The 21,163-nt window shown below is 40.2% G+C and carries 18 protein-coding genes; 4 read left to right on the top strand and 14 right to left on the bottom strand.

Going from position 1 to position 21,163, the window contains the following annotated elements; translation table 11 throughout:
* Window positions 1-830: 830 nt before the first annotated feature.
* From RMX69_RS07220 to ftsZ, 3 genes are all read left to right on the top strand, one after another.
* Window positions 831-1,664, top strand: a complete 834-nt coding sequence (locus RMX69_RS07220) for a cell division protein FtsQ/DivIB (RefSeq protein WP_289796676.1) — start codon at window positions 831-833, stop codon at window positions 1,662-1,664.
* Between the two features lie 728 nt (window positions 1,665-2,392).
* Window positions 2,393-2,680 carry a hypothetical protein gene (locus RMX69_RS07225; protein ID WP_289796677.1) on the top strand — a complete coding sequence of 96 codons (288 nt, stop codon included), beginning with the start codon at window positions 2,393-2,395 and terminating at the stop codon, window positions 2,678-2,680.
* Window positions 2,681-2,740: 60 nt separating this feature from the next.
* The gene (gene ftsZ / locus RMX69_RS07230) at window positions 2,741-4,057 is read left to right on the top strand and encodes a cell division protein FtsZ (RefSeq protein ID WP_289796678.1); all 1,317 of its coding nucleotides are present in this window, start codon (window positions 2,741-2,743) and stop codon (window positions 4,055-4,057) included.
* A 483-nt stretch (window positions 4,058-4,540) separates the two neighbouring features.
* On the opposite strand, the gene gshB is transcribed toward ftsZ, so the two are convergent.
* From gshB to RMX69_RS07300, 13 genes are all read right to left on the bottom strand, one after another.
* Window positions 4,541-5,515, bottom strand: a complete 975-nt coding sequence (gene gshB / locus RMX69_RS07235; RefSeq protein ID WP_289796679.1) for a glutathione synthase — start codon at window positions 5,513-5,515, stop codon at window positions 4,541-4,543.
* A gap of 235 nt (window positions 5,516-5,750) precedes the next feature.
* Window positions 5,751-6,023: a glutaredoxin 3 gene (gene grxC / locus RMX69_RS07240; protein ID WP_289796680.1), complete on the bottom strand. Its 273-nt coding sequence runs from the start codon at window positions 6,021-6,023 to the stop codon at window positions 5,751-5,753.
* 396 nt (window positions 6,024-6,419) lie between these two features.
* A complete protein-coding gene (locus tag RMX69_RS29400; RefSeq protein WP_409878187.1) occupies window positions 6,420-7,598 on the bottom strand; it encodes an XDD4 family exosortase-dependent surface protein in 1,179 nt (392 codons plus the stop codon).
* Between the two features lie 448 nt (window positions 7,599-8,046).
* Window positions 8,047-8,928 (bottom strand): 2OG-Fe(II) oxygenase, encoded by an 882-nt coding sequence (locus tag RMX69_RS07255; RefSeq protein ID WP_289796682.1) that lies wholly within the window; start codon window positions 8,926-8,928, stop codon window positions 8,047-8,049.
* A gap of 456 nt (window positions 8,929-9,384) precedes the next feature.
* Window positions 9,385-11,154 (bottom strand): GTPase HflX, encoded by a 1,770-nt coding sequence (gene hflX, locus RMX69_RS07260; RefSeq protein WP_322637119.1) that lies wholly within the window; start codon window positions 11,152-11,154, stop codon window positions 9,385-9,387.
* Between the two features lie 243 nt (window positions 11,155-11,397).
* Window positions 11,398-13,617: a Z1 domain-containing protein gene (locus tag RMX69_RS07265; RefSeq protein WP_322637023.1), complete on the bottom strand. Its 2,220-nt coding sequence runs from the start codon at window positions 13,615-13,617 to the stop codon at window positions 11,398-11,400.
* A 34-nt stretch (window positions 13,618-13,651) separates the two neighbouring features.
* Entirely contained in the window at window positions 13,652-14,089 is a 438-nt protein-coding gene (locus RMX69_RS07270) for a hypothetical protein (protein ID WP_322637024.1), read from the bottom strand.
* A 92-nt stretch (window positions 14,090-14,181) separates the two neighbouring features.
* Window positions 14,182-15,153, bottom strand: a complete 972-nt coding sequence (gene cofG, locus RMX69_RS07275; RefSeq protein ID WP_322637025.1) for a 7,8-didemethyl-8-hydroxy-5-deazariboflavin synthase subunit CofG — start codon at window positions 15,151-15,153, stop codon at window positions 14,182-14,184.
* 113 nt (window positions 15,154-15,266) lie between these two features.
* Window positions 15,267-16,028, bottom strand: a complete 762-nt coding sequence (gene crtW / locus RMX69_RS07280; protein ID WP_322637026.1) for a beta-carotene ketolase CrtW — start codon at window positions 16,026-16,028, stop codon at window positions 15,267-15,269.
* Window positions 16,029-16,486: 458 nt separating this feature from the next.
* Window positions 16,487-16,930 (bottom strand): SRPBCC family protein, encoded by a 444-nt coding sequence (locus RMX69_RS07285; protein WP_322637027.1) that lies wholly within the window; start codon window positions 16,928-16,930, stop codon window positions 16,487-16,489.
* A gap of 19 nt (window positions 16,931-16,949) precedes the next feature.
* Window positions 16,950-17,138: a CPXCG motif-containing cysteine-rich protein gene (locus RMX69_RS07290; RefSeq protein ID WP_012411100.1), complete on the bottom strand. Its 189-nt coding sequence runs from the start codon at window positions 17,136-17,138 to the stop codon at window positions 16,950-16,952.
* A gap of 98 nt (window positions 17,139-17,236) precedes the next feature.
* On the bottom strand, window positions 17,237-18,892 hold the full coding sequence (locus RMX69_RS07295) for a B12-binding domain-containing radical SAM protein (protein ID WP_289796688.1): 1,656 nt from the start codon (window positions 18,890-18,892) through the stop codon (window positions 17,237-17,239).
* Window positions 18,893-18,913: 21 nt separating this feature from the next.
* Window positions 18,914-19,111, bottom strand: a complete 198-nt coding sequence (locus RMX69_RS07300; RefSeq protein WP_322637120.1) for a SemiSWEET transporter — start codon at window positions 19,109-19,111, stop codon at window positions 18,914-18,916.
* Between RMX69_RS07300 and RMX69_RS07305 the strand changes: the two genes are divergently transcribed.
* A complete protein-coding gene (locus tag RMX69_RS07305; protein ID WP_322637124.1) occupies window positions 19,038-19,202 on the top strand; it encodes a hypothetical protein in 165 nt (54 codons plus the stop codon). The genes RMX69_RS07300 and RMX69_RS07305 overlap by 74 nt on opposite strands.
* A gap of 74 nt (window positions 19,203-19,276) precedes the next feature.
* Here RMX69_RS07305 and RMX69_RS07310 read toward each other — a convergent pair whose 3' ends face one another.
* Window positions 19,277-21,139 (bottom strand): hypothetical protein, encoded by a 1,863-nt coding sequence (locus RMX69_RS07310; protein WP_322637028.1) that lies wholly within the window; start codon window positions 21,137-21,139, stop codon window positions 19,277-19,279.
* Between the last annotated feature and the right edge of the window lie 24 nt (window positions 21,140-21,163).

The raw sequence follows: 21,163 nt of genomic DNA on the forward strand, positions 1-21,163 counted from the left end.
AATCCCTATCTAGGATGTAGATACAGGATTGACTCACAAGGTGGTAGTGTCTTGCAAAAGACAGCACTTATTTCCAGATTACTGTCAGTAGTATGGTAGAGATTTAATTGATCCTAATAGCGAATGGCACTAAGATAATGCAAACCCATTATCTACAAAGCTTTTGGGTGTGGGGTGTAGGGTGTGGGGTATAGTGACGAATAACTTTATTTATGTTCGCACTTATTTTTACTTTTCTTGATTTTTTCCGAACCTACACCCTATCCTCTATATCCATAGCTGGCAAGGGTTTCATCTTTTATTCGTGCCATTCGACCGGTTAGGTCTTAAGCATATCTGTCCTTTTTACACCTGCTATTGAGGTTTTGACAATCTCTCCCTTCTGTTTGACCTGCCACAAAATGATATGGCTGAGGGAGTAAGTAAAAAAAGCTACATTTTTTCATTGTTCTCAGTTTAAATATCTGATGAGTCTCGCTGGTATGAATTATAGCAAGCTATACAGAGATGTAGGAATACTTGTATATCATTTCACATTCTATTTGTCAAGAAAGCAAAATCCCACACATCTCAATTAATATTTTGTAATCTTTAAGGAAAAATCTTCAAAAATAACTTGTCAAAAAGACTACAGTCAGTTAAAAATGGACACCGGAAACTTTAATAGGAATAATGACTAGCGCCATAATGATTGTGTAGTTACTGTAAAGTGTTACTAAAAATAAAAAAGTCTTGAGGAGAGCGGCTCAAAGATGCCAACAGTGTTTACTGAAATTAATAATGATACGAGCTTGTCAAGGAATTTAGATTGCAATCAAAAAGGGGTGTGAATGGCTGGCATAATATCAGTTTCCCGCACGCATCTAGCCCAGCGTCGTCAGAAATTGCGTCGGCAGCGGCAGATGAGAATTATTCAAGCTATTTGGCGAACCTTTGCCATTACTGGTTTGGCGGGTGGATTGTTCTGGATGGCAGTCCAACCGATGTGGATGCTAAAAGCTCCCAAACAAATAGTGATGAAATCAGGCAATAAGTTGCTGTCGAATCAAACAACTCAGTCATTGTTGGTGTTGTCTTACCCTCAATCTTTGTGGCGGATTGAACCGTCAGCGATCGCTAACTCTTTGAAGAAACAACCAACTATTGCCCAAGCGATCGTCAGACGCCGCCTATTTCCTCCTGGATTAATCATTGAAATCCAAGAACGAGTACCTGTAGCGGTAACTCAAACACGTGGCACCAAAAAAGTAACAATCGGCTTACTAGATGCAACTGGGGCCTGGATGCCTTTAGAAAAATACACATCACTGAATCCCACTAGAAAATTACCCAATCTCAGAGTAATTGGTTCACCAAATCAATACTGCCTCTACTGGACTCAACTCCATAAAGCCGTGAGCCAAAGTCCCGTGAAAGTGATGGAAATTGATTGCCAAAATCCAACAAATTTAATTTTGAAAACAGAATTAGGAAATGTGCATCTTGGTGTTCCAGGACCCCAGTTATCTGAACAAATTAAGGTACTCGCCCAAATGCGTCATTTAGCAACAAAATTTAATCCTGGTCAAATAGGGTATATTGATCTGAAAAATCCCGAATTTCCATTAGTACAGATGAACCAAAAAGACCAAAAATTAACTCCCAAAATACCTAAAAACATTTAGTATGTTTATTATTTTGATAGCTCTTAGTAAATTAAGAAGCTTTATGCTGATAAATATATTTATTATTTTCAGTTTTCCAGCAAATGGCCCGAAAATCGGCATTAACTTCTAATTAAAATGAGAAGATCAATCATAAAATCTCTATTGCGAGTAACAGACTCTCAGTTGTTACCCTAACATCTAATAGTAGGGTGCAAGATGTCAAACAGTCTAAGAGGGTTCATAGCGTACAAAACGCCTTCTGCCCATACATTCTTTGACTAAACCCAGTGCAAAAAAGAGAAAGTTGCTTGAGCTTTTTATTCAGATTCAGACTCGTGAACAGAGGTCACTGATGAAAACGGTTTATGCCGCCATCCCAGTACAGACGCAAAAAGGCTCTGGCTTTGGTCTGTCGAGGACACTTCCAAAGACAGTGTACCGAAGTTTCAATCTGTAACGAAAAATGCCAGCCAAAGTTGTGTAAGCATTGCTTCTGGGTAATAAGTTTGGACTGTTCTGTGCTGTAATTCCTATTAGGTAACGAAATCTCTTAGGAAATCTTGATTTGTTGGCCGCACTAGTAAGGGTTCTTGTAGGATAGACTATTGCTCCAACAAAGTGTCCATTGAGATCACCCAAACAACAAATTAATCAGGTATAGTCTGACAAGTAAATTCTTGCTTAGTTTAACTTAAGCATAAGTAAGTAGAAGGTAAATTTTGTGTCTAAACTTGCAATCATCCCCAATGGTGAAACCTATTAACAATATTATTATTGAGGCAGAGAAGATACGCTGTAGTGTGTCTTTACAAGTTATGCCCGCTGCTGAGAATAATGAAGAGATTAATGTCTGGTTGAAGTTATACAGGTCTGTTTTAGATAAATATAGGTATACTTCTCTAGAATTGGCTGTGCGATCGGCTGTGTTAAAAGCTTATCCCATAGCAAATTTTCGCACTGCCAATTCTGTTAGGCTTGGCAGTAGTGAAAACAATAAAGAACAACGCCATAATATTGTGGCATTGTCAAACTAAAGTTGACTCTTAGGTGAATAACACCTGAAAAAGTCGTTTATCTACCCTTTCACAAATCCAATGACACTTGATAATAACCAAGGACTTAACTATAAAAATTCCCAATCTACGGGACAGCCTGGGTTCTCTCTGGCAGTTAACTCGACCAATCCCTTTAATAACTCTGGGCTGAACTTCGGGCAAAATCACGATAATAAGAAAATTTCTCCGGAAAATAGCCGAATTGGCGAGATTGTTCCTGGTCGGGTCGCCAACATCAAAGTGATTGGTGTTGGTGGTGGTGGTGGCAATGCTGTTAACCGCATGATCGAGTCTGATGTCTCCGGGGTAGAGTTTTGGTCCATTAACACCGATGCCCAAGCTCTTACCTTAGCTGGCGCTCCAAGTCGATTGCAAATTGGGCAGAAGCTAACACGGGGTTTAGGAGCAGGTGGTAATCCGGCAATCGGTCAAAAGGCAGCTGAGGAATCACGGGACGAAATTGCTACGGCTTTAGAGGGTGCAGATTTAGTATTTATCACTGCTGGTATGGGGGGTGGTACTGGGACGGGTGCAGCACCAATCGTGGCAGAAGTGGCCAAAGAAATGGGCGCTCTCACTGTTGGTGTAGTCACACGTCCATTTGTTTTTGAGGGACGCCGCCGCACCAGTCAAGCGGAACAAGGTATTGAAGGACTAAAAAGTAGAGTAGATACACTGATCATTATCCCCAACAACAAACTGCTGGAAGTGATCCCCGAACAAACGCCTGTGCAAGAAGCTTTTCGTTATGCAGATGATGTGCTGCGTCAAGGGGTGCAAGGTATTTCTGATATCATCACGATCCCCGGTTTAGTAAACGTTGACTTTGCTGATGTCCGAGCAGTTATGGCAGATGCGGGATCGGCATTGATGGGAATTGGCGTTAGTTCTGGAAAGTCTAGAGCTAGAGAAGCCGCGATCGCAGCTATTTCTTCACCATTACTAGAGTGTTCTATTGAAGGTGCTAGAGGAGTTGTATTTAATATAACAGGTGGTACTGACCTGACTTTGCATGAGGTGAATGCAGCCGCAGAAGCAATCTATGAGGTAGTTGATCCCAACGCCAATATTATTTTTGGGGCTGTAATTGATGACAGGCTCCAAGGAGAGGTAAGAATTACTGTAATTGCCACCGGTTTTACAGGTGAAGTGCAAGCTGCGGTACAACAAAGCGTGGCTAACGTTCGAGTAGCACCTAATACCTCGAAGCGTCCAACAACACAGCAACCCGCAGTTAATCCCTCAACCTCGACTCCAAGTTCAACTCCAACTCCAACTCCAATTCCAGAACCAAAGGAAAAACCTGGATTAGATATACCTGATTTTCTGAGAAACCGACGTACACCAAGAAATTAAAAGATTTTAGATTTTAGATTAACTTAGCAGTCTCAGGTCAGGCTGAACGCTGTATAAAATCTGCTACTTCCACCAGGGTTTTACCAAGGGTAGGGATAAGCAATATTTTGCTGTACCCAATTTTGCCAATTGGTAAAAAAACTTGTCAACGCTACTTTATAGAATGAATTTGGGCAGGAGTCTACTAGCTTGCATGTCCAGCTATACTTTCAAACAAAACAATAGGAATACCTGCCCAACTATGGATGCATCACCGATAGCGCAGTGTTAACGAGTCTTCTCCCAGAAGGAGACACCAAGGGCAAACGAGCATCACAGCCGATCGCAGGAATAATACATCTACCCCCTCGCGATCCACTAAACTCCTATTCCGTACAAGTAAATATATTTACTTAAAACCACTAGCATAGGGAACTAGCCCACTCAAGTATCCGAAAGAAGTCTGTTTGCTGAGGAATAGAACATCAAACAAAAAAATGTAAATTATTTTTTGATTTTTAGTGTTTGTTCAATCCATTGAATAACCTGATGACCAAGGCGAGTACCATCTAAGCGGTCAATCTCACGAATGCCGGTAGGACTAGTGACGTTAACTTCAGTTAGGTAGCCACCGATAACGTCAATACCCACAAAAATTAAGCCGTCTTGGCGTAAGCGTTCGGCTACTAGGGTACAGATTTCATATTCTCTTGGCGTAATTTGGGTTTGAGCGACTGTACCACCAGTTGCCATATTGTTGCGAAAATCAGTTCCACTAGAGAGGCGATTGAGTGCGCCAATTGGTTCGCCATTGAGCAAGATAATTCGCTTATCTCCTTCTTTTGCTTCCGGTAAATAGGTTTGTACCATTACTGGCACTTTACCTTGAAGGGTACTGAGTTCGACAATGGAGTTAAAATTGCGATCGCCTGATTGCAAAAACAAAATTCCTTCGCCAGCTTTATTACCCAGTGGTTTGAGAACCCCTGCCCCCTTTGCTTCCACAAATTGCCGGATAAATTGCTTGTCAGCACTGACAATCGTTTCTGGAATCGCTTTGGTAAACTGGAGGGCATACATTTTTTCATTTGCCCCTCGGATGCCACTGGGACTGTTAATCACCAGGGTTTTATTTTGGTCAATGTAATCCAGAATGTAGGTGGCATATAAATAGGAATCATTGACAGGTGGATCTGTCCGCATAAATACGGCGTCCATTGTCTCTAAAGAAGTTAAGAAGGAATCGCTCAACTTATACCAAGGATTCGCTGCTACCCAACGTCCCTCCGCCAACTGCACTGGTACAAGTTCGACTCGCTGTAAGACAGCCCAAGCTTTGCCCTCCACCACACTCAGCAGATTTGCTTGAGTCACCCAAACTTCATGTCCCAGAATTTGCGCTGCTTCAATTAGGGCAACACTGGTATCATGACACGGGTCAAGTAGATGGATGGAATCAATGATAAAAGCCAGTTTCACCCTTTATACCTCAATCACCAAGAAATTAAATGGTTATGCAATTATTATCCCTTGATGATCTTAGCAATTGACGTACATCTGTACTGCTGAGTAGAACTGGAGGGTAAAGTCTTGTGGACAGATATCGATTTGTCGGGAAAAAACCCGTAGACAAGGCAGCACGTTGTTTTTCTATAGTTGTAGCGACTGCCGTCTAATTTGCAGCGGCTTGTCGCTAGTGCAATACCTTCTGAATCTATACGCTATTGCTAGAAGTTAGTAACTCATCCAGCTTGCCTTGACTGTCTAAAGCGTGGATATCATCACAACCACCTACATGATGGTCATTGATGAAAATTTGCGGTAAAGAGCGCCGTCCATTTGCCCTTTGAGCCATTTTATTTCTGGCTGCTTCATCTCCATCAATACTGTATTCGATAAATTCAACACCCTTGTTTTTCAGCAAACTTTTGGCACGGATACAAAACGGGCAAGTCCTCCAGGTGTAAATTTCTACTTTTGCAGCCATGATGTCCTCAACTTGATTTAATACTTTTTAATTTTAGAGCTTTGCCACTGACTGTGGCTGCTTTATTCCTTCATAACCTAATCTACAGAAGCAGTGAATATGGACTGCAAACTTAATGCTAGCCAAATATGTAGAGAGTTGTTATTTTTTATCTGACTTAAAAAACTAATAATATTTCAGTTTAAATGCTGGGAATACCAGTAATTGTATTGAGATTGTTTCTATCATTCAACTTTTTTTGAGTACTAAGCGCTAGTTAAAAAGCAGGAATTTTCTAGGCGAGTTTTAATTTCGCATTTCTTACCTCTAACAAATATGGGTTTAGAAGTGCTTATGCTCTTCTAAACCCATGTATTTAAGGCCCTTCCTACTAAAACTTAGCTGTGCGGTTTAAGTTTAGGAAAGATTTTTTTTGTTTTTCTTCTGGAGTCCGAAAACACCCAAGCCTAATAATCCTAATGCTGCGGTTGTACTAGGTTCAGGTACTTTTTTCGGTTGAGGTGCAGGGGGTTGATAGTAAGGCGGTATTGAGGGTGCAGGTGCGGGTGCAGGTGCGGGTACTGGTGCAGGTGCAGGTGCGGGTGCAGGCGCAGGTGCGGGTACTGGCGCAGGTGCAGGTGCAGGCGCAGGTGCAGGTACTGGCGCAGGTGCAGGCGCAGGTACAGGTGCAGGCGCAGGCGCAGGTGCAGGTACTGGCGCAGGTGCTGGCGCTGGTGTTGTGGCAGGTTTTATACTAGTTTCGCTTAGTGATGTACCGTACTGAAAACGGATGTTGCCAATCTTAGTGATGTCAAAGTCGGAAGTTAGCCCTGATAGCAGGAAAGTAGCTGAACTTTGAACAAAAGTCCCCGAACTCACAGCTGGATTTGCATCATTAGCGTAACCACTAATGATGCCGTAATTAAATTGCTGTCCACCACCACCTTGGAAAATGCCTAAGCCAGCGGTACCCAGACCGTAGTGTTGGTCAATGCCAGGAAGTCCTCCAGTATTACTAGTGTTTGGCAATTTCCATTCATTTAGAGCTAGAAGATCGACATTCTTTGTAGTGGTAGAGCCTGCGCTTGAGGTCACTGTCGGAGCTAAAGCCGAAACCAGCGATAAGTTATTTAGGGGAGAACCAGCATAGTCCCAGAAGACTGATGTCAGAACATCAGAAGGATTTGAGATTCCTACAGAAGAATTGTTAGTCAGGGTCAGTGACAATAAACCATTGTCTAGGTAACTAAAGAGGACTGACGCTGCCAGAGGATCATTAGATTTGTCGTAAGTATTTGTTCCTGTAGCTGAAAAACTTATAGACCCTAAACTCTTGGGTGCTGGCGCAGGTGCTGGAGCAGGTGCTGGTACAGGCGCAGGTGCTGTTACTGGTACAGGCGCAGGCGCAGGTGCTGGTACAGGCGCAGGCGCAGGCGCAGGTGCTGGAGCAGGTGCTGGTGTATTTTTGTTGCCGTTGCCGTTACCGTTACCGTTACCGGCCTGTGCTTGAGGTATTTGTGACCCTAAAGCTAAGCTGAATGATAATAGACCACAACTTATATAACCTATTACTTTTTTTGAATATGCTTGAGACATGTAAATCAAACCTCTTTGTCTTAAACAAGATATGGAAAAGCTTCCTAATAATGATGTTTATATGAGCATTATTGACATCATTTGCTAATCTAAATCTATACAAAAAAAAGAAATATAGTACTGTTTTTTTTAAGCTTTATCAAAAATTTAATAGAACATAAATAAATGACATATACGCGATAAAATTACGAGTGTTAAGTGTTTATACTATGAAAATAATTTTTATTTAATTACGTAATATTTCTAGTTTTAATTGGCGAACTAAATCTTTATTTCAAAATCATAAATAAATTGATTAAGTAAGATTGATAGAATATTTTTAATGCAATAAAAGATATTACTCATAAAGTCTATTGGCTATGAGTTTGCAATAATTTAGGTAAGGCGATCGCCTTACCTAAAGTTAAATATTCATGGTGGTAGTATACAGTAATTATACTGAATTTGCTTATCGACGCACCCAGCCATTGATAGTAAATCGACTATCTCCAAAAGCTTGAGAGGGACAATTCACAGGCAGTACTTCGTGCATATAACGGCTAAGGAAAAATACAATGCTGTTGTTGCGAGGTTCGACTGTTTTGAATGTCTCAGCATTGACATATATGTTATTTTCAATTTTGCTGTCGTATATCAACAACTCACCACCAGAAAATGATTTTGGTTCTTGATAAAAATAATAAACGTATGTTAATTCTCTAGTAGCAGTATCTGGACTGCCATTGTCATTATGAAGTTTGTAATAGTTACCATCATTATGTGCAGTTAGTTGGCTTTCAATCTGTGATACTGAAAATGATGGTAAGTTTAATTTGCTGATGATATCAGGAATCATTGCTTGAATTCTCTTTAAAATCAGTTCAGAAAATTCAGGAAATGAGTAGATAACCATTGATTGGCGATAATTAATATCCCTTGTAGAAGTATTGCTTGGCAAGAAGTCCGACTCTTTCTCCAGGACATATTGGAGTAAGTGCTTGTGCTCTTCTGGTTTAAAAAAATTATCTATTTGTATATAATCAGAATCCAGAATATAATCATTTTGCAATTGTATTTTCTCTGATTGCTGTACAAAGATTGGGGGTTCTGTAACCACGCCTATAAGATGTTCGGCAGGAAAACACAAAACTGAGCGACCTTCATTGATGGGAATTTGGAATAAATTCTGTAACTCAGATTCTTGTTTGTAAGCACGAGCCACAACTGTTGTTAAAAGGCTATGCAGTAAAGGTGCATCCGATTTTAAATAAACAGTATATTGATATCCTCCAGTTAAAAGAAGCTGTACTTTGACATCTTTCGACTCAAATGGCTGTGAAGCTAATTGCATATACCTTTATTTATATAATGTTGATAAATGAGATAACTCTAAAAGTCATTCTGAAAGTTTAATACAGTTCTTACAGCAGACTTAAAGTTATAAGGTACACAAGCTAAGTCTGTTACCCAGATATAAAGTGTGTTTTACTCCTGTTAACGCAGCGGGGCGCAGCCCATTCTGAATTCTGCTGTAGAAAATTAATTAAGAACAAGTTCAATGCTTAAATCTTTATACGTAATTGAATTTATTTTGTGAATAAATTCAATTACTGTATCAGTTATAAACAGAAAAATACCATTAATCAATTGTTCTAGCACGTCTTTTATAATATTGTCATTCAGCAAATTCCACATAACCCGATAAAGCTTTAGTAAAGTAGGAATATCTATTATTTTCAATAAAAAATGCCATAGTTACTATTAACTACGGCATTTTCAACTAGAAATTAAAAATTTATTTCAGTATTTACTGAGAATCAACAGCGTATTCAATCAGCTTGGCAAGGCGCTGACGTAGGGTTTCCAATCCCAAGCGCTGACTCGCAGAAATAAATACCGCGAGGGGAAATTCTTCTCTAGCTAGGGCTAGTGTCTCACTATTGGCTTGATCGATCTTGTTAAAAATCACTAGCGCCGGGCCAGGAGTTATTGGCATTTGTGCCAAAATTTCTCTGACTGAGCGAATATGACGCAACCAAGCTGGGTGAGACAAATCTACCAAATGTAGTAGGGCATCGGCTTCTGTGACTTCCTCCAGGGTGGCGCGGAAGGCATCCATTAACGATGCAGGCAGTTCGTGTATAAACCCTACTGTATCTGTAATCAGAATTTCCTGATGTTCATTGGTTTCGCCATAAGGAATTACCAGGCGGCGGGTGGTAGGATCGAGAGTGGCAAATAACTGGTCGGCTGTATAAACTTCTGCATTAGTAAGAGCATTCAGCAAAGTGGACTTGCCAGCGTTGGTATATCCAACCAAAGCCACTGAAGGAACTTCCCGATGCTGCCGTCGCTGCCGTAACCGCGAACGATGGGCTTGCAACTGAGTTACTTCTTTTTGTAGTCGAGAAATTCGTTGCCCAATGGCACGGCGTTCAGTTTCCAGTTTAGTTTCACCAGGGCCACGAGTCCCAATACCACCACCCAATCGGGACATGGTGCGACCTCTACCAGCCAGTCGCGGTTGCATGTATTCTAACTGTGCTAGTTCTACTTGCAATTTACCGGCACGAGATTGAGCGCGTTGGGCAAAGATATCTAAAATTACTTCGGTGCGGTCAACCACCCGGATACCAATTTGCATTTCTAAGTTGCGGACTTGAGAGGGTGAGAGGTCGCGGTCGAAGACAACAAGGTTGACTCCTAGTGTTTGGGCAGTTAGGGCAATTTCTTGCACCTTACCTTCGCCAACTACGGTCTGGGGATGAACACGCGATCGCTTTTGTTGTATTGTCTGTAATACATCTCCCCCAGCAGTGTCAACTAACCGTGCCAATTCCATTAGGGTATCTTGGAATTGTAGGGGAGTCATCTCACTGGTCATCAGCCCTACAATCAGCACGCGATCGTGGTCAGCATCTACTTCCTGGGCGATAAATTCCCGCTGGAATTCTGCTTCCAGATTTTCCACCAAGTCTACTAAATCCTGGTCTGCCAGATCGTCCAGATCCAAAGGTGGCGATATATTCCAACTTGGGGATTGGATTTGTTTAGAGTGAGCGAAGCCGAATTGGCTTTCCTCTACTTTGACAGCAGCAGGACTAGGAATCAGGGTGCGAGAGTCTTGGGGTGTCAGATGAGCTAGATAAGCTTCTTTGACATACCCAGTTGCACCGCCTCCCCGCCGTGTAAATCCCGTTCCGGTAATATTTAGGACAACTAGGGCATCTAGGCGTTGCAGTGCCATTGCCGTGAGTGCCGCTTCATTGGGCGGTTCTGGCTTGAGATGGGTAGCAATACAACGAATACCACTGAGTCGTTCTGCACCGTAACGGGGCAATTCCATCGGTGGTATTTGCGTTTGACGCGGTGTGCCTACACCGACGCGAATCACTTGTCCGCGACGATTGACGTAGGCGCACACAGGCTGATTGACTTCTGTGCTAATTGCTGCCAGACGCTGGGAAAACTCAGGCGTGGTGATGCGATCGCCTGGTATGCGCTGGTGATACAGCCGCTGTAGTTGCTTCAGCTGGCTGGACTTCAGACCTTGGAGATTTCCAAAAATAGTTTCTATAGGCGTTTATGACCAGTTAAATGGCCCCCCGAATCCTTATATGTCTATTTTACAACAGGGTTTAGGCTCCTATCTCTCTCCTTTGAGGGATGCGTTAGTAATTAGTTCACGGGGATATTGATTTGAGACTATTTTGGTGGTATTGGCTTAAGTTGCTATTGGAAGTGAGATTGTGAAAGCGATCGCTTATGAGAAAATTATCTTAATTGTGCGATCGCTACATCATGCACTTATTTTTTAATCCTACAAGTCTATATCATCTTCTAATTCTTCAGCAGCCTCTGAATAATTGAACATGAAGACAAATTTGTTTTTAGGTAGAATCAACGTTGGAAGATAAAGCGGTTGGTTATCCCAGTAATCTTCTTTTCTACCTTGTTCTAAAATTACAATAAGTGTAGGAACATTAGGATATTCTTGTTTTGCCTTATTTACCCATTCAGGACTAGTAAAACCAGAAGTTCCTGTCCATGTTCGTGACCCATCTTTTGCCGGTCTATTTGTTAATCTAAATCCCTTTCCTTTTGTTTCTTTTCCCCGACGAACATTGAGTCGTCCCTGCTGAATACCTGCCATATTCTTCATTGCCTTGAGTACCTCTTGAACTCGTTTATCCTCCCAGGGATAATTACCAGCAGGGCGACTTGGCATATACGATAGAATCTGTAGTAAAAAGTCAATATCTACTTCATATAGCATATCTTCATCGCTATACGGCTCTAAAAGCTTGGTTAAATCCTCTGTATGCTCCTTAATTTCCGAAGCTTTCCATAGTGGATCAGGTGGGAAAATAGCTTTCCCTGGTGTAAAAGCATTAATTTCTGCCGGATTTAATACATTAGAACGAGTTGGTTTCAGTTTTGACCCTACCCAAACCGGCTGAATGTTAATATTGTTAGGATCATCACCTATAGCTTGACGCATACCCTCATCAGCGTCATGAATCGCTCGAAAATCTTCTAAAATATGCTGAGGTAAAAAAAGGCGAGTTACATCAAGTAGTTCTTGACGATAACCAAACATTCGTGCGTGCTGATGTACTGTATCCATAGTTTTTTGCTTGGCATCACGTCCGTAATAAGTAATCATTAATCCTTCAATAGTGACACCTCGCCCAAGTCTGTTACCCCCTATAAGAATGTTCATTCCTGAGCTATACTTTAGTTCTTTATCTGGATTACTCGCATCAATGACTTTTGGGATAGCATTCCGTAGCTCATGCTCTAACTCTATAACTAAATCATCTAGTGGTGGTAGATTTTTTGCGGTTTCACTTAACTCTGTATAGGCTTGATTTAGCCATTTCATTGCTTCTTCACGCTTTGTAGCCGATAGTTTTCCTCGAAGAGCCTTATCAAGCTCCACAACAAAGCCGCGAATAACCTTTTCTAAGGTGCTATGAGTGATGCGTTTGTGGTCAAGATGAGCCAGAAAAGAGTATTTAGCTTCTGAATTTTTTGCAGATTCTATTTTATATATTGAACCTAAGAAAAAACAGCATAGAGATAGCCTCAATCCAGGAGGTATATCCCAATTATTCCCAGGGTTTATCTTTCCTCCCTGTTTTTTTAACTGGTCTAGCTCTTCTAGTTCGACTTGTGTACAGCAATATTTACTGTTGTCTGAAAAAAATAAATTTCCTCCAATATAACTATCACCAGGTTGAGGAAGAGCAGCACAAAAAACTGGTTTACAGGGATGATTAATATTTTGTAATAGAAGACTTTGAGGAGTTGCGGTAATCTGCAAATATATATGATTAGCTACCTCTTTACGAATATTGCCAATTTTTTCAAAAATTGCACTATCTGGAACTATTTCTTTACCTTTTTTAGCCTGTTTTGCTTCGTTAGTATTTGGGCTAGCATTATCGGCTTCATCATCAAATATTAGAGTAGGTACACTACTGGCTTTAGCGTACTTAAGAACTTTCAACAAATTGTCTAGATGACTTTTATTTTTTGTAGATACTAGGACAACACCAGTATCTTTCATATAATCAAGTAATTGATTAGTTGCAAAGTCTTCTGGATCATTTCTCCATTCTTTCCAATTACAAATACGAGGCCCACCTTTAAGCTGCTCGGCAAAACGATCGGCAGTTTGTTCGCCTAGACAAGTATTATCAGAAGTCAAGACAATGAAACAACGGAAATGGTTAGCCTGAGCAAGTGCCAGTGTAGCAATGGTAGTATTAGTTTTACCGCTTTGGACTTTGCCATAAATTAGTCCGGTAGTAGCATTAGCTATTTTTCCCTTGTGAGGTTGACTAACAATACCTGTACCAGTAGCACCAACATCACCAAAACCAAAAGTTGTGGAGTAAAAATGAACGCAATTCTGGACTACCTCAACAGCTGTTTGTTTTAATTGCTCTGCTGCTTTATCCCCAATTTTGCTTTTAACTTTGTCAATAACTTTATTAATACAATATCCATCCGTTGCAATATCTATCTTAGTCATCGGTGTTGCCCTAATTGGAAAAAAGTACACGAGGCTAGTCATTTTGAGGTACTGTCTGATCCATCTGTTGTCTACCTGGGCCACTTATATGATAGCTACCATGTATCTTTCGAGACACAGATATGTGTTGGCCAGCAATATCAGCATTTTTGTCCAATATACTCCAAAGCCTTTCTTGAGAGATGCAACAGATACCGTCTTTATGGCAGATAAATGCCAAAAAGACTGAAATACCCTGGTATTTACTATGCAGAGTATCTAAGGCTAATTCTTCTTGACTACTGAAGGTAAAAGACCATGCAGATTTGGGTTTTTTAGAAACCTTAAACAGAATGGCCGATTTACTAATCTCAGTTTCAACTAGATAAATGGATGAATGTGTCGAAGATGCATGAGTTATTGTGAGGCGCTCTCCATGATCAATTAGCCGCAAAAATGCAGCGCCATGAAGGAATTCCTGATCATTGATCATTGTCAAATCTGGGCAAAGTCAAGGGAGATGTATACGTTCTGGTTAATCAGTACTAAGGTAATCGCTCTTGGTTAGCGATCGCACTAAATCTGTTAAACCAATAACGTAGCATTCCGCGATCGCTTCACTGCTATTTGTAATTCCCCTGACAACCAGCTGTCAAACTGCGGATAAACTGGCAAACGGGGCACTAATTCCCACCCCGCAGGCTGTAAAATTTCTCTTAATGCCTGTTCTTGTATATGAGGATAATCGGGATTCACCTCATCTTTTGGCCCTATTCCACCCAAATCTCGCGCACCAGCTTCGATACAAGCGAGTAACCATCGGTCATCTTTAACTAAATTTGGCGGAATTTGAATAGTAATATCTGGCGGTAAAATCTGACGTGCTTTAGCAATTACTTCTGGTAACTGATGAGGATTAAAAGGTGACGCATCAAAGGTTTGCTGATGTCCTGGACTATGAGGTTGCAGGATAACTTCTTGAATGTGGTGATAACGTTGATGCAGTTCAGATATAGCTGTCAATGTTTCCCACCAATCATCTACAGTTTCCCCAATTCCCAACAGTAACCCAGTTGTAAAGGGAATCTGCAACTCTCCCGCCCATTGCAATTGCTGTAAACGAACTTCTGGTAATTTACTCGGTGCGTGCCGATGTACACTATTTAACAATGTTGGTGTTAATTGTTCCAACATCAGCCCCATCGAAACATTCACACGCTTGAGCTTTTGCATTTCTTCAAAACTCAGTGGACCCGCGTTTGTATGAGGTAAAAACCCCATTGAAAGCGCTAATTCACACAAATCATAAATCCGCCTAAACCATTCCTGACGCTTTGGTGAATGAGGATGTACTTCACCGCTAAGTATGAGAATTTCACAGACTTTTTCGCTTTGAAGTGATTTTAAAATACTGTCTGCATCTGAAAGACTCATCCAGGGACTTTTACCTGGTTCGCTGCGAAAGTTGCAGTAACTACACCGATTAAAGCACTCGTAAGTGGGAACGATTGTATAAGCAGGGCTATAAGTGACAAGACGAGGATTATTAATTGGCATAAGCAGAATAAATTTGCTTTTAGTAAGCAGATCCAGGCTTATTTTAAGGGTTAGAAACGCTGATTAGAAACTTTTAATTACTCATGCCTACTTATTTATTAAATAAACAATAATTATTTTGCTTTGTAAATTTCTGGTAACTGCCACCAAGGAACATGAGGATATTCGTGATGTTCTTCATGATAGCCAAAATGATAGCACGTGATAAATGACCACCAAATTGGACGGCTAATCGTTTGGGCATAGTGAGGCTGAATATAACCTGTTATTGGTTCGCTATGTGGAAGGAAAGTACCAAAATAAAATAATTGGAATGAACTTAGAAGCGAAGGAAGCACCCAAAAAGTTATTAGATTAGCATGGGGTATATGAAGGATACGATTAGCAAATTGATATATAAGAGTTAGAGCAATAATTTGTCCCCAACTCCAGTAACCTTTCATAAAATGGAAATACCAAGCAAAGAAGTTTTTATGTTCACCATTATGAAAATCTGGGTCTATTTTAGTTGTTGGATTTTGGTGGTGTAACCAATGCTTTTTCAATAATTTTTTATATGGTAAAAGACCATACAGAGATAGGGTTAATGTCCCAACAAGATGATTAATTTTACTGTTTTGGGGAAACACTACCCCATGCATAGCATCATGAGATGTAATAAATAATCCCGTATATAAAAATGTTTGCCAAGCTATGCTAGGCAATAGCATCCAAAATTGTAATTTTGAGATGTCAATGGCAAGTAATAAACTCAAGCTCATGATCCATGTACTAACAATGACAATAGCAATGAAAATTCCTTGAAACTGAGATTTACTTTTCACTGCTGGAGTCAGTTTTGTTTGATAACTGGGTGGTTGTTCTAATGGAATCACGCTTTTACTCCGCCTAGTATTCAGGTGAAAATTCCTAAAATATAGTCACCACAAAAATCACTAACCACCAGCTAGAAAACTCTATTAGTGGTAAGTGTTTTGCATCGAATAGTGCCAACACTTTAGAATATTTAGAAATATTAAGATACTTTAACTATTATTACACATACAACCTCCATACCAACAACTGTTTTTGGTTTAGAGGTTGATTTGTGTAAGTTATAATACTGCTAGCTAGGTAGTTTTAATAACTAGTAGCGCAAGGCGGAAGTCAAAAGTCACGCATAATTGTATTCCAAGCTCTTGCGTCATTTGAAATGGTGAGGCAGTCCGGTCTTGGGGGTTTCCCACATGAGGAACTGCTGAACCCGAAGGGTATGTTTATTTCCGCCGTGCGGTACTAGTATTTTTACTACAAAAGAATCATCTTGGAAAAATGAATAACGATTAGCTAATAATTACTCGCATTCTTGTTTAGTTACATAGTGGCGGTAGCGAAACATCGCTTCTAATTGCGCTTGCACTAGCCAACCACTGACAAATTCAACTGCTCCTCCACCAGGCATAGAGAAGGAAATAGCGTCAGTTAATCTGGTTTTGCCGTTTTCCGGTTTAAATTCATGTCGATGTACCCAAGATTCAAAGGGGCCAGATATCTGTTCATCAGTAAACAGGCGATATTTTTCACATTCAGTATGACGCGCTAACCAAGTTAAAGGTAATGGCCCCAGAAATAGGCGAAATTCTGTGATTGCCCCTACGTTCAGCCCTCCCTCACGGCGGAGTGTTTGGACTGGCTGCCAAGGGGGATTCAACAGTTGCAAAATATCTGGCCTTTCGTGAAATTTCCAAACTACTTCTAGTGGCGCGTTAATTACTGAGGAATGTTTAAAGTGCAGCATGGAAAGAAAAACCTAAAATTCAACTTTCGGATTCAGTATCAATCTCGATATCTAGGGTGTCTTCATCAACCCGCACATACAAAATATTTGGGTTACAACAAACTTGACAATCTTCAACGTAAGATTGCTGTCCTCCAGCACTCAAATCAATAAAAGTTAAGTTCGGTTCGCCGCAATAGGCGCAATAATACTCAGCTGTGTTTTGCATCAAGTTTTCAGCTATGAATTCAATGGTATTGGGGACTGGGTATTGGGTACTGGGTACTGGGTGTTGAGTATTAACTTTTAATTCCTAGTCCCCAGTCCCTAGTTCCTAGTCCCCAGAACTGGCTGTAATTCTTTTGGGGATGGATTGATATAACTCTTAGCATCAGCCAAATGCTTTAGTAGTGTAGACTGTGGCAGAGGTCCTTGCAAGTGGCTCCAGGGTAATACTTGTTCTGTTGACCATTCGGCGTGGACGTAGAAATCTAAGTCGGGGATTTGTCCTTTGAGTTGCTTGAAAGCACGTTTATAGCTACCCAAGGAATCGCCAAAGTCACGAGTAAGTTCGAGAAGTTGAGAGAGTCTGCGATCGCCTCTCGACAATAAAGCCTGTATAATCGACCAATTATAGCTTTCTGGGCGAAACTCTATTCCCTGTGGTTTTAGCTGTTTTTGCAAAAACTGCAACCGCTTTTCGGCTTGGCGATTTACCCCAAACCATTGAAACGGCGTATGTGCTTTGGGTACAAAGGTGCTGCAACCGTATGTTAAGCGCAATCCCGGCGCAGCTTTTTTGATATTACGCATCATCGCCACAGTTTGTTCTAAATCTTCTGTTTCCTCACCAGGAATTCCGGCCATTCCATAGAGTTTCAAGCTTTTTAATCCGCCAGCTTTGGCATTTATGGCTGCTTGGATAATTTCGTCGTTATGCAGCTTTTTGTTGACGATTTGCCGGATTTTTTCGGAACCACTCTCTACAGCAATGGTAAGCGATCGCGTGTCTCGTTTAGTCAAAGTTTCTGCTAACTGGACTGTTACAGTATTAGTTCTAACTGAAGCAATACTGAGACGGACATCATCATACTTTGGCTGACTAATATAATCTAGCAAAGTCTCAAATTCTGGATGCTGAGTAACTGAAGCCCCTAATAATCCTAGCCGATTTGTGACTTCTAAACCTTTTGCGATCGCTGGAATTAATGAATCTTCCAGACTGGCTGTTCTAAAAGGCAGTGTGAGATAACTCGCCAAACAAAAGCGGCACATTTCTGGACAACTTCTCACCACTTCCACCATGTAAATATTTTCCCATGCGGCTTTTTCGGTGACTACAGTAGATGCCGATAGAGTATTTCCCCGGTAAGTTTGCTTTTGCACCACTGCGGGAATTTCAGAAGAAATTGGTTTAATAGACTTTACTTCACCATCTTTTGTGTGATATTCCACCTCATACAAACTGGGTACATAAATTCCTGGTATTTGTGCAAGTCTTTTGAGTTGAGTTTGTCTTGAGGCATTTCTTACTTCTTTGTAAGCCTCAACAAAATTCCCTAACAGAGTTTCGCCATCTCCCAGTAAAACGACATCAAAAAAATCTGCAAAAGGTTCGGGGTTAGCAGTGAGAACTGGGCCACCACCAAAAATTATCGGATGATAATCATCACGAGAGGTTGCCCGAATAGGAATTTCTAAAGATTCCAGCAAATTTAAAATATTCACATAATCCAATTCCCACGAAATCGAAAATCCTACAATTTCCGGCGTTCTAGGGAGTTGTTCGTGAGTATCGGTAAACAGGCGACTCACCTGTACATCATCACGCATTGCAAAAGTTGCCCACACCACCTGATAACCAAGGCTAGTGATACCTACGCTGTACTCGTTGGGAAAGGCGAATATTATGGGGATAGCGTTCGTGTCTGGGGTGGTGGGTGTAAAAAGGAGGCGTTCAGAGTTAAATACAGATGATGTCACAGGTGTTTGTTAGAGGCAAGTTTATCTATATTTAATTTTAAGCCATAGAATAATTAAGTTAAAAACCAATGTTACGGCGTTAGCAAGAATAATTGGCAAGGACTGCAAATAGATTCCATAAATTAACCACAAAAAAATACCAGTTATGAATGTAATCAGCGTCACTAAAGAAACATCTTTTGCTGATTTGGTTTGCCAAGTTTTAAACATCTGTGGCAAAAAAGAAATTGTGGTTATTGTGGCAGCCGTCAATCCCAGAATCGTCAGAAAATCCATGCGATACAATCATATCAATTCATTTGTAGTGTAACGCTAAAATAACACTTGCATGACATTATTTTTTTGCTTGTCTTTCAACTTTTTTATGTAATTTTCATTCTTGATTCAGATTTTATTCTTTAGCTTTTTGATATAAGACTTTGCCCAAGCATACCGTTGTGGATCTTTATTTAGTAGGTAGTTTATCACTTGCCGACGCTTATTTTCATCCTTAGCATTTTTCACTACTCGCTTGATTTCAGAATCCATATCTCTAGGATTAGCACCACGTTTAATTGCTTCTTGAAACCAATATTCACCATCTGAATATTGATGTCGTTCAAAACAAATAGCTCCCATTAAGGTGTAAGGGTGATGGCTTTTTGGTTGATAATCAATAGCTTTACGAGCGCAATTTTCTGCTTCATCTAATTTTCCAATATCTCGAAAAGCTCCACCTCTGGTAGTTAGCAAAGCTGATTTGAGTTTATTTTCTTTAATTTTGTCGAATTGTAAATTATTCGTCAGTTGCAATGCCTGTTCTGGTTCATCTGCTTTGCGCCAATGACTGCTGGCATTTGCTAAGTTCCATTTGTTATCAGTGCGCTGAAACTCCTGCTCATAAAAATTTGCTTCAATTGTGTGATGAGCAATCCAAATCTTACCAGAGAATAATTTAGTCCCTTGATGCTGAGGTTCTTGTTGCCACCTATCATAACTATATGTTGCTTGAGGCACTTTGATTTTAGTCTCTTGAAGCCAAGCAACATCTGTTGCTTCAAGTCGCTCTTTTAACTCCAGCTTTTGCAAAATTGTGTATAAAAAACTGGTGTGTGATTTATCTTGATAGAGTAAAGCATCATATTTTGATTTCAAAACTGCGAAGTGCTTTTGTTTAGCAAAGATAATGATATCTTCATGTCTATTATTTTTCAACCACTCAATTTCTGACTCATTAAGTAGTTCTCCTGAATCTATTTTAGATTTTAGGATGGAGACATATTTTTCATTTGCAACTTCTATAATCTTAGTCAGCTTGCGTTTTTTGAGGAAGTTAATATCCTGTTCGCCTAACTGATTCGACAACTCAAGTCTTTTAAGAATTTTATACAGGTGACTCTTGGGCGATGAATCCTGATACTCGGTTGCTTTATACTTCAGTCTCAAGGCGGCAAATTCTCGTGTTTGTTCCAACTCTTGAGCAATGGCAATTGTTTCGCTAAGTTTTTGCTGTTCCAACCAGTTAATCTCGGAATCACTCAAATCATTTTTGGCATCAATATTTTGTAGTATTGGATATAATGGACTTGATAATGATAAATCAAAGTGTAGATTCGCTTGATATTTATCTCTTAACTTAGCAAATTGAGCTTCTTTTTCTAATTCCTGTTGCTTAAAAATTTCTGCTGTTTCCAAAAGTTGGTTATTGAGCAGCCAATTATATTCAGAATCACTTAAACGTTCTGTAACCTCTAACTTTTTTAGTATTTGATACAGAAAACTATCAGGATATGAGTCTTGATATTGACTAGCTTTGTACTGAGATTTAAGTTGAGTAAATCGCTTTACTTCTTGAGCAATTTGATTTGTTTCATATAAACCAGTTCTTCTCAGCCATTGAACTTCTAAATCAGTGAGTAAATTTCCTGATTCAAGTTTCAAAAGTATAAAATACAGATGAGTAGATTGCCAGGAAACGTTATAATTTGTGGCTTTGTACTTAGACTTTAATTTAGAGAATTCAGATTCTAGATTTTTGAATTCTTGTACTTTATGTTTCTGCTCTTGCTTGATAGCTTCTAAAGTCTCCTCAAGCTTAGATTCTCCCAACCAATTAGATTCTAAGTCAAGGAGTTCAATTCCTAAGTCAAGTTTTCGTAGTATGAGATACAGCAAATTAGCGGGTGATGAATCTTGATATTGAGTCGCTTGGTATTTGGACTTTAAAGCAGCAAAGTGTTCTAAGCGATTTTGAGACTCTTTATCCATATTGATAGTAGATGCGATCGCACG

The sequence above is a fragment of the Nostoc sp. EspVER01 genome (genome assembly GCF_034530635.1).
Classification (GTDB): Bacteria; Cyanobacteriota; Cyanobacteriia; order Cyanobacteriales; family Nostocaceae; genus Nostoc.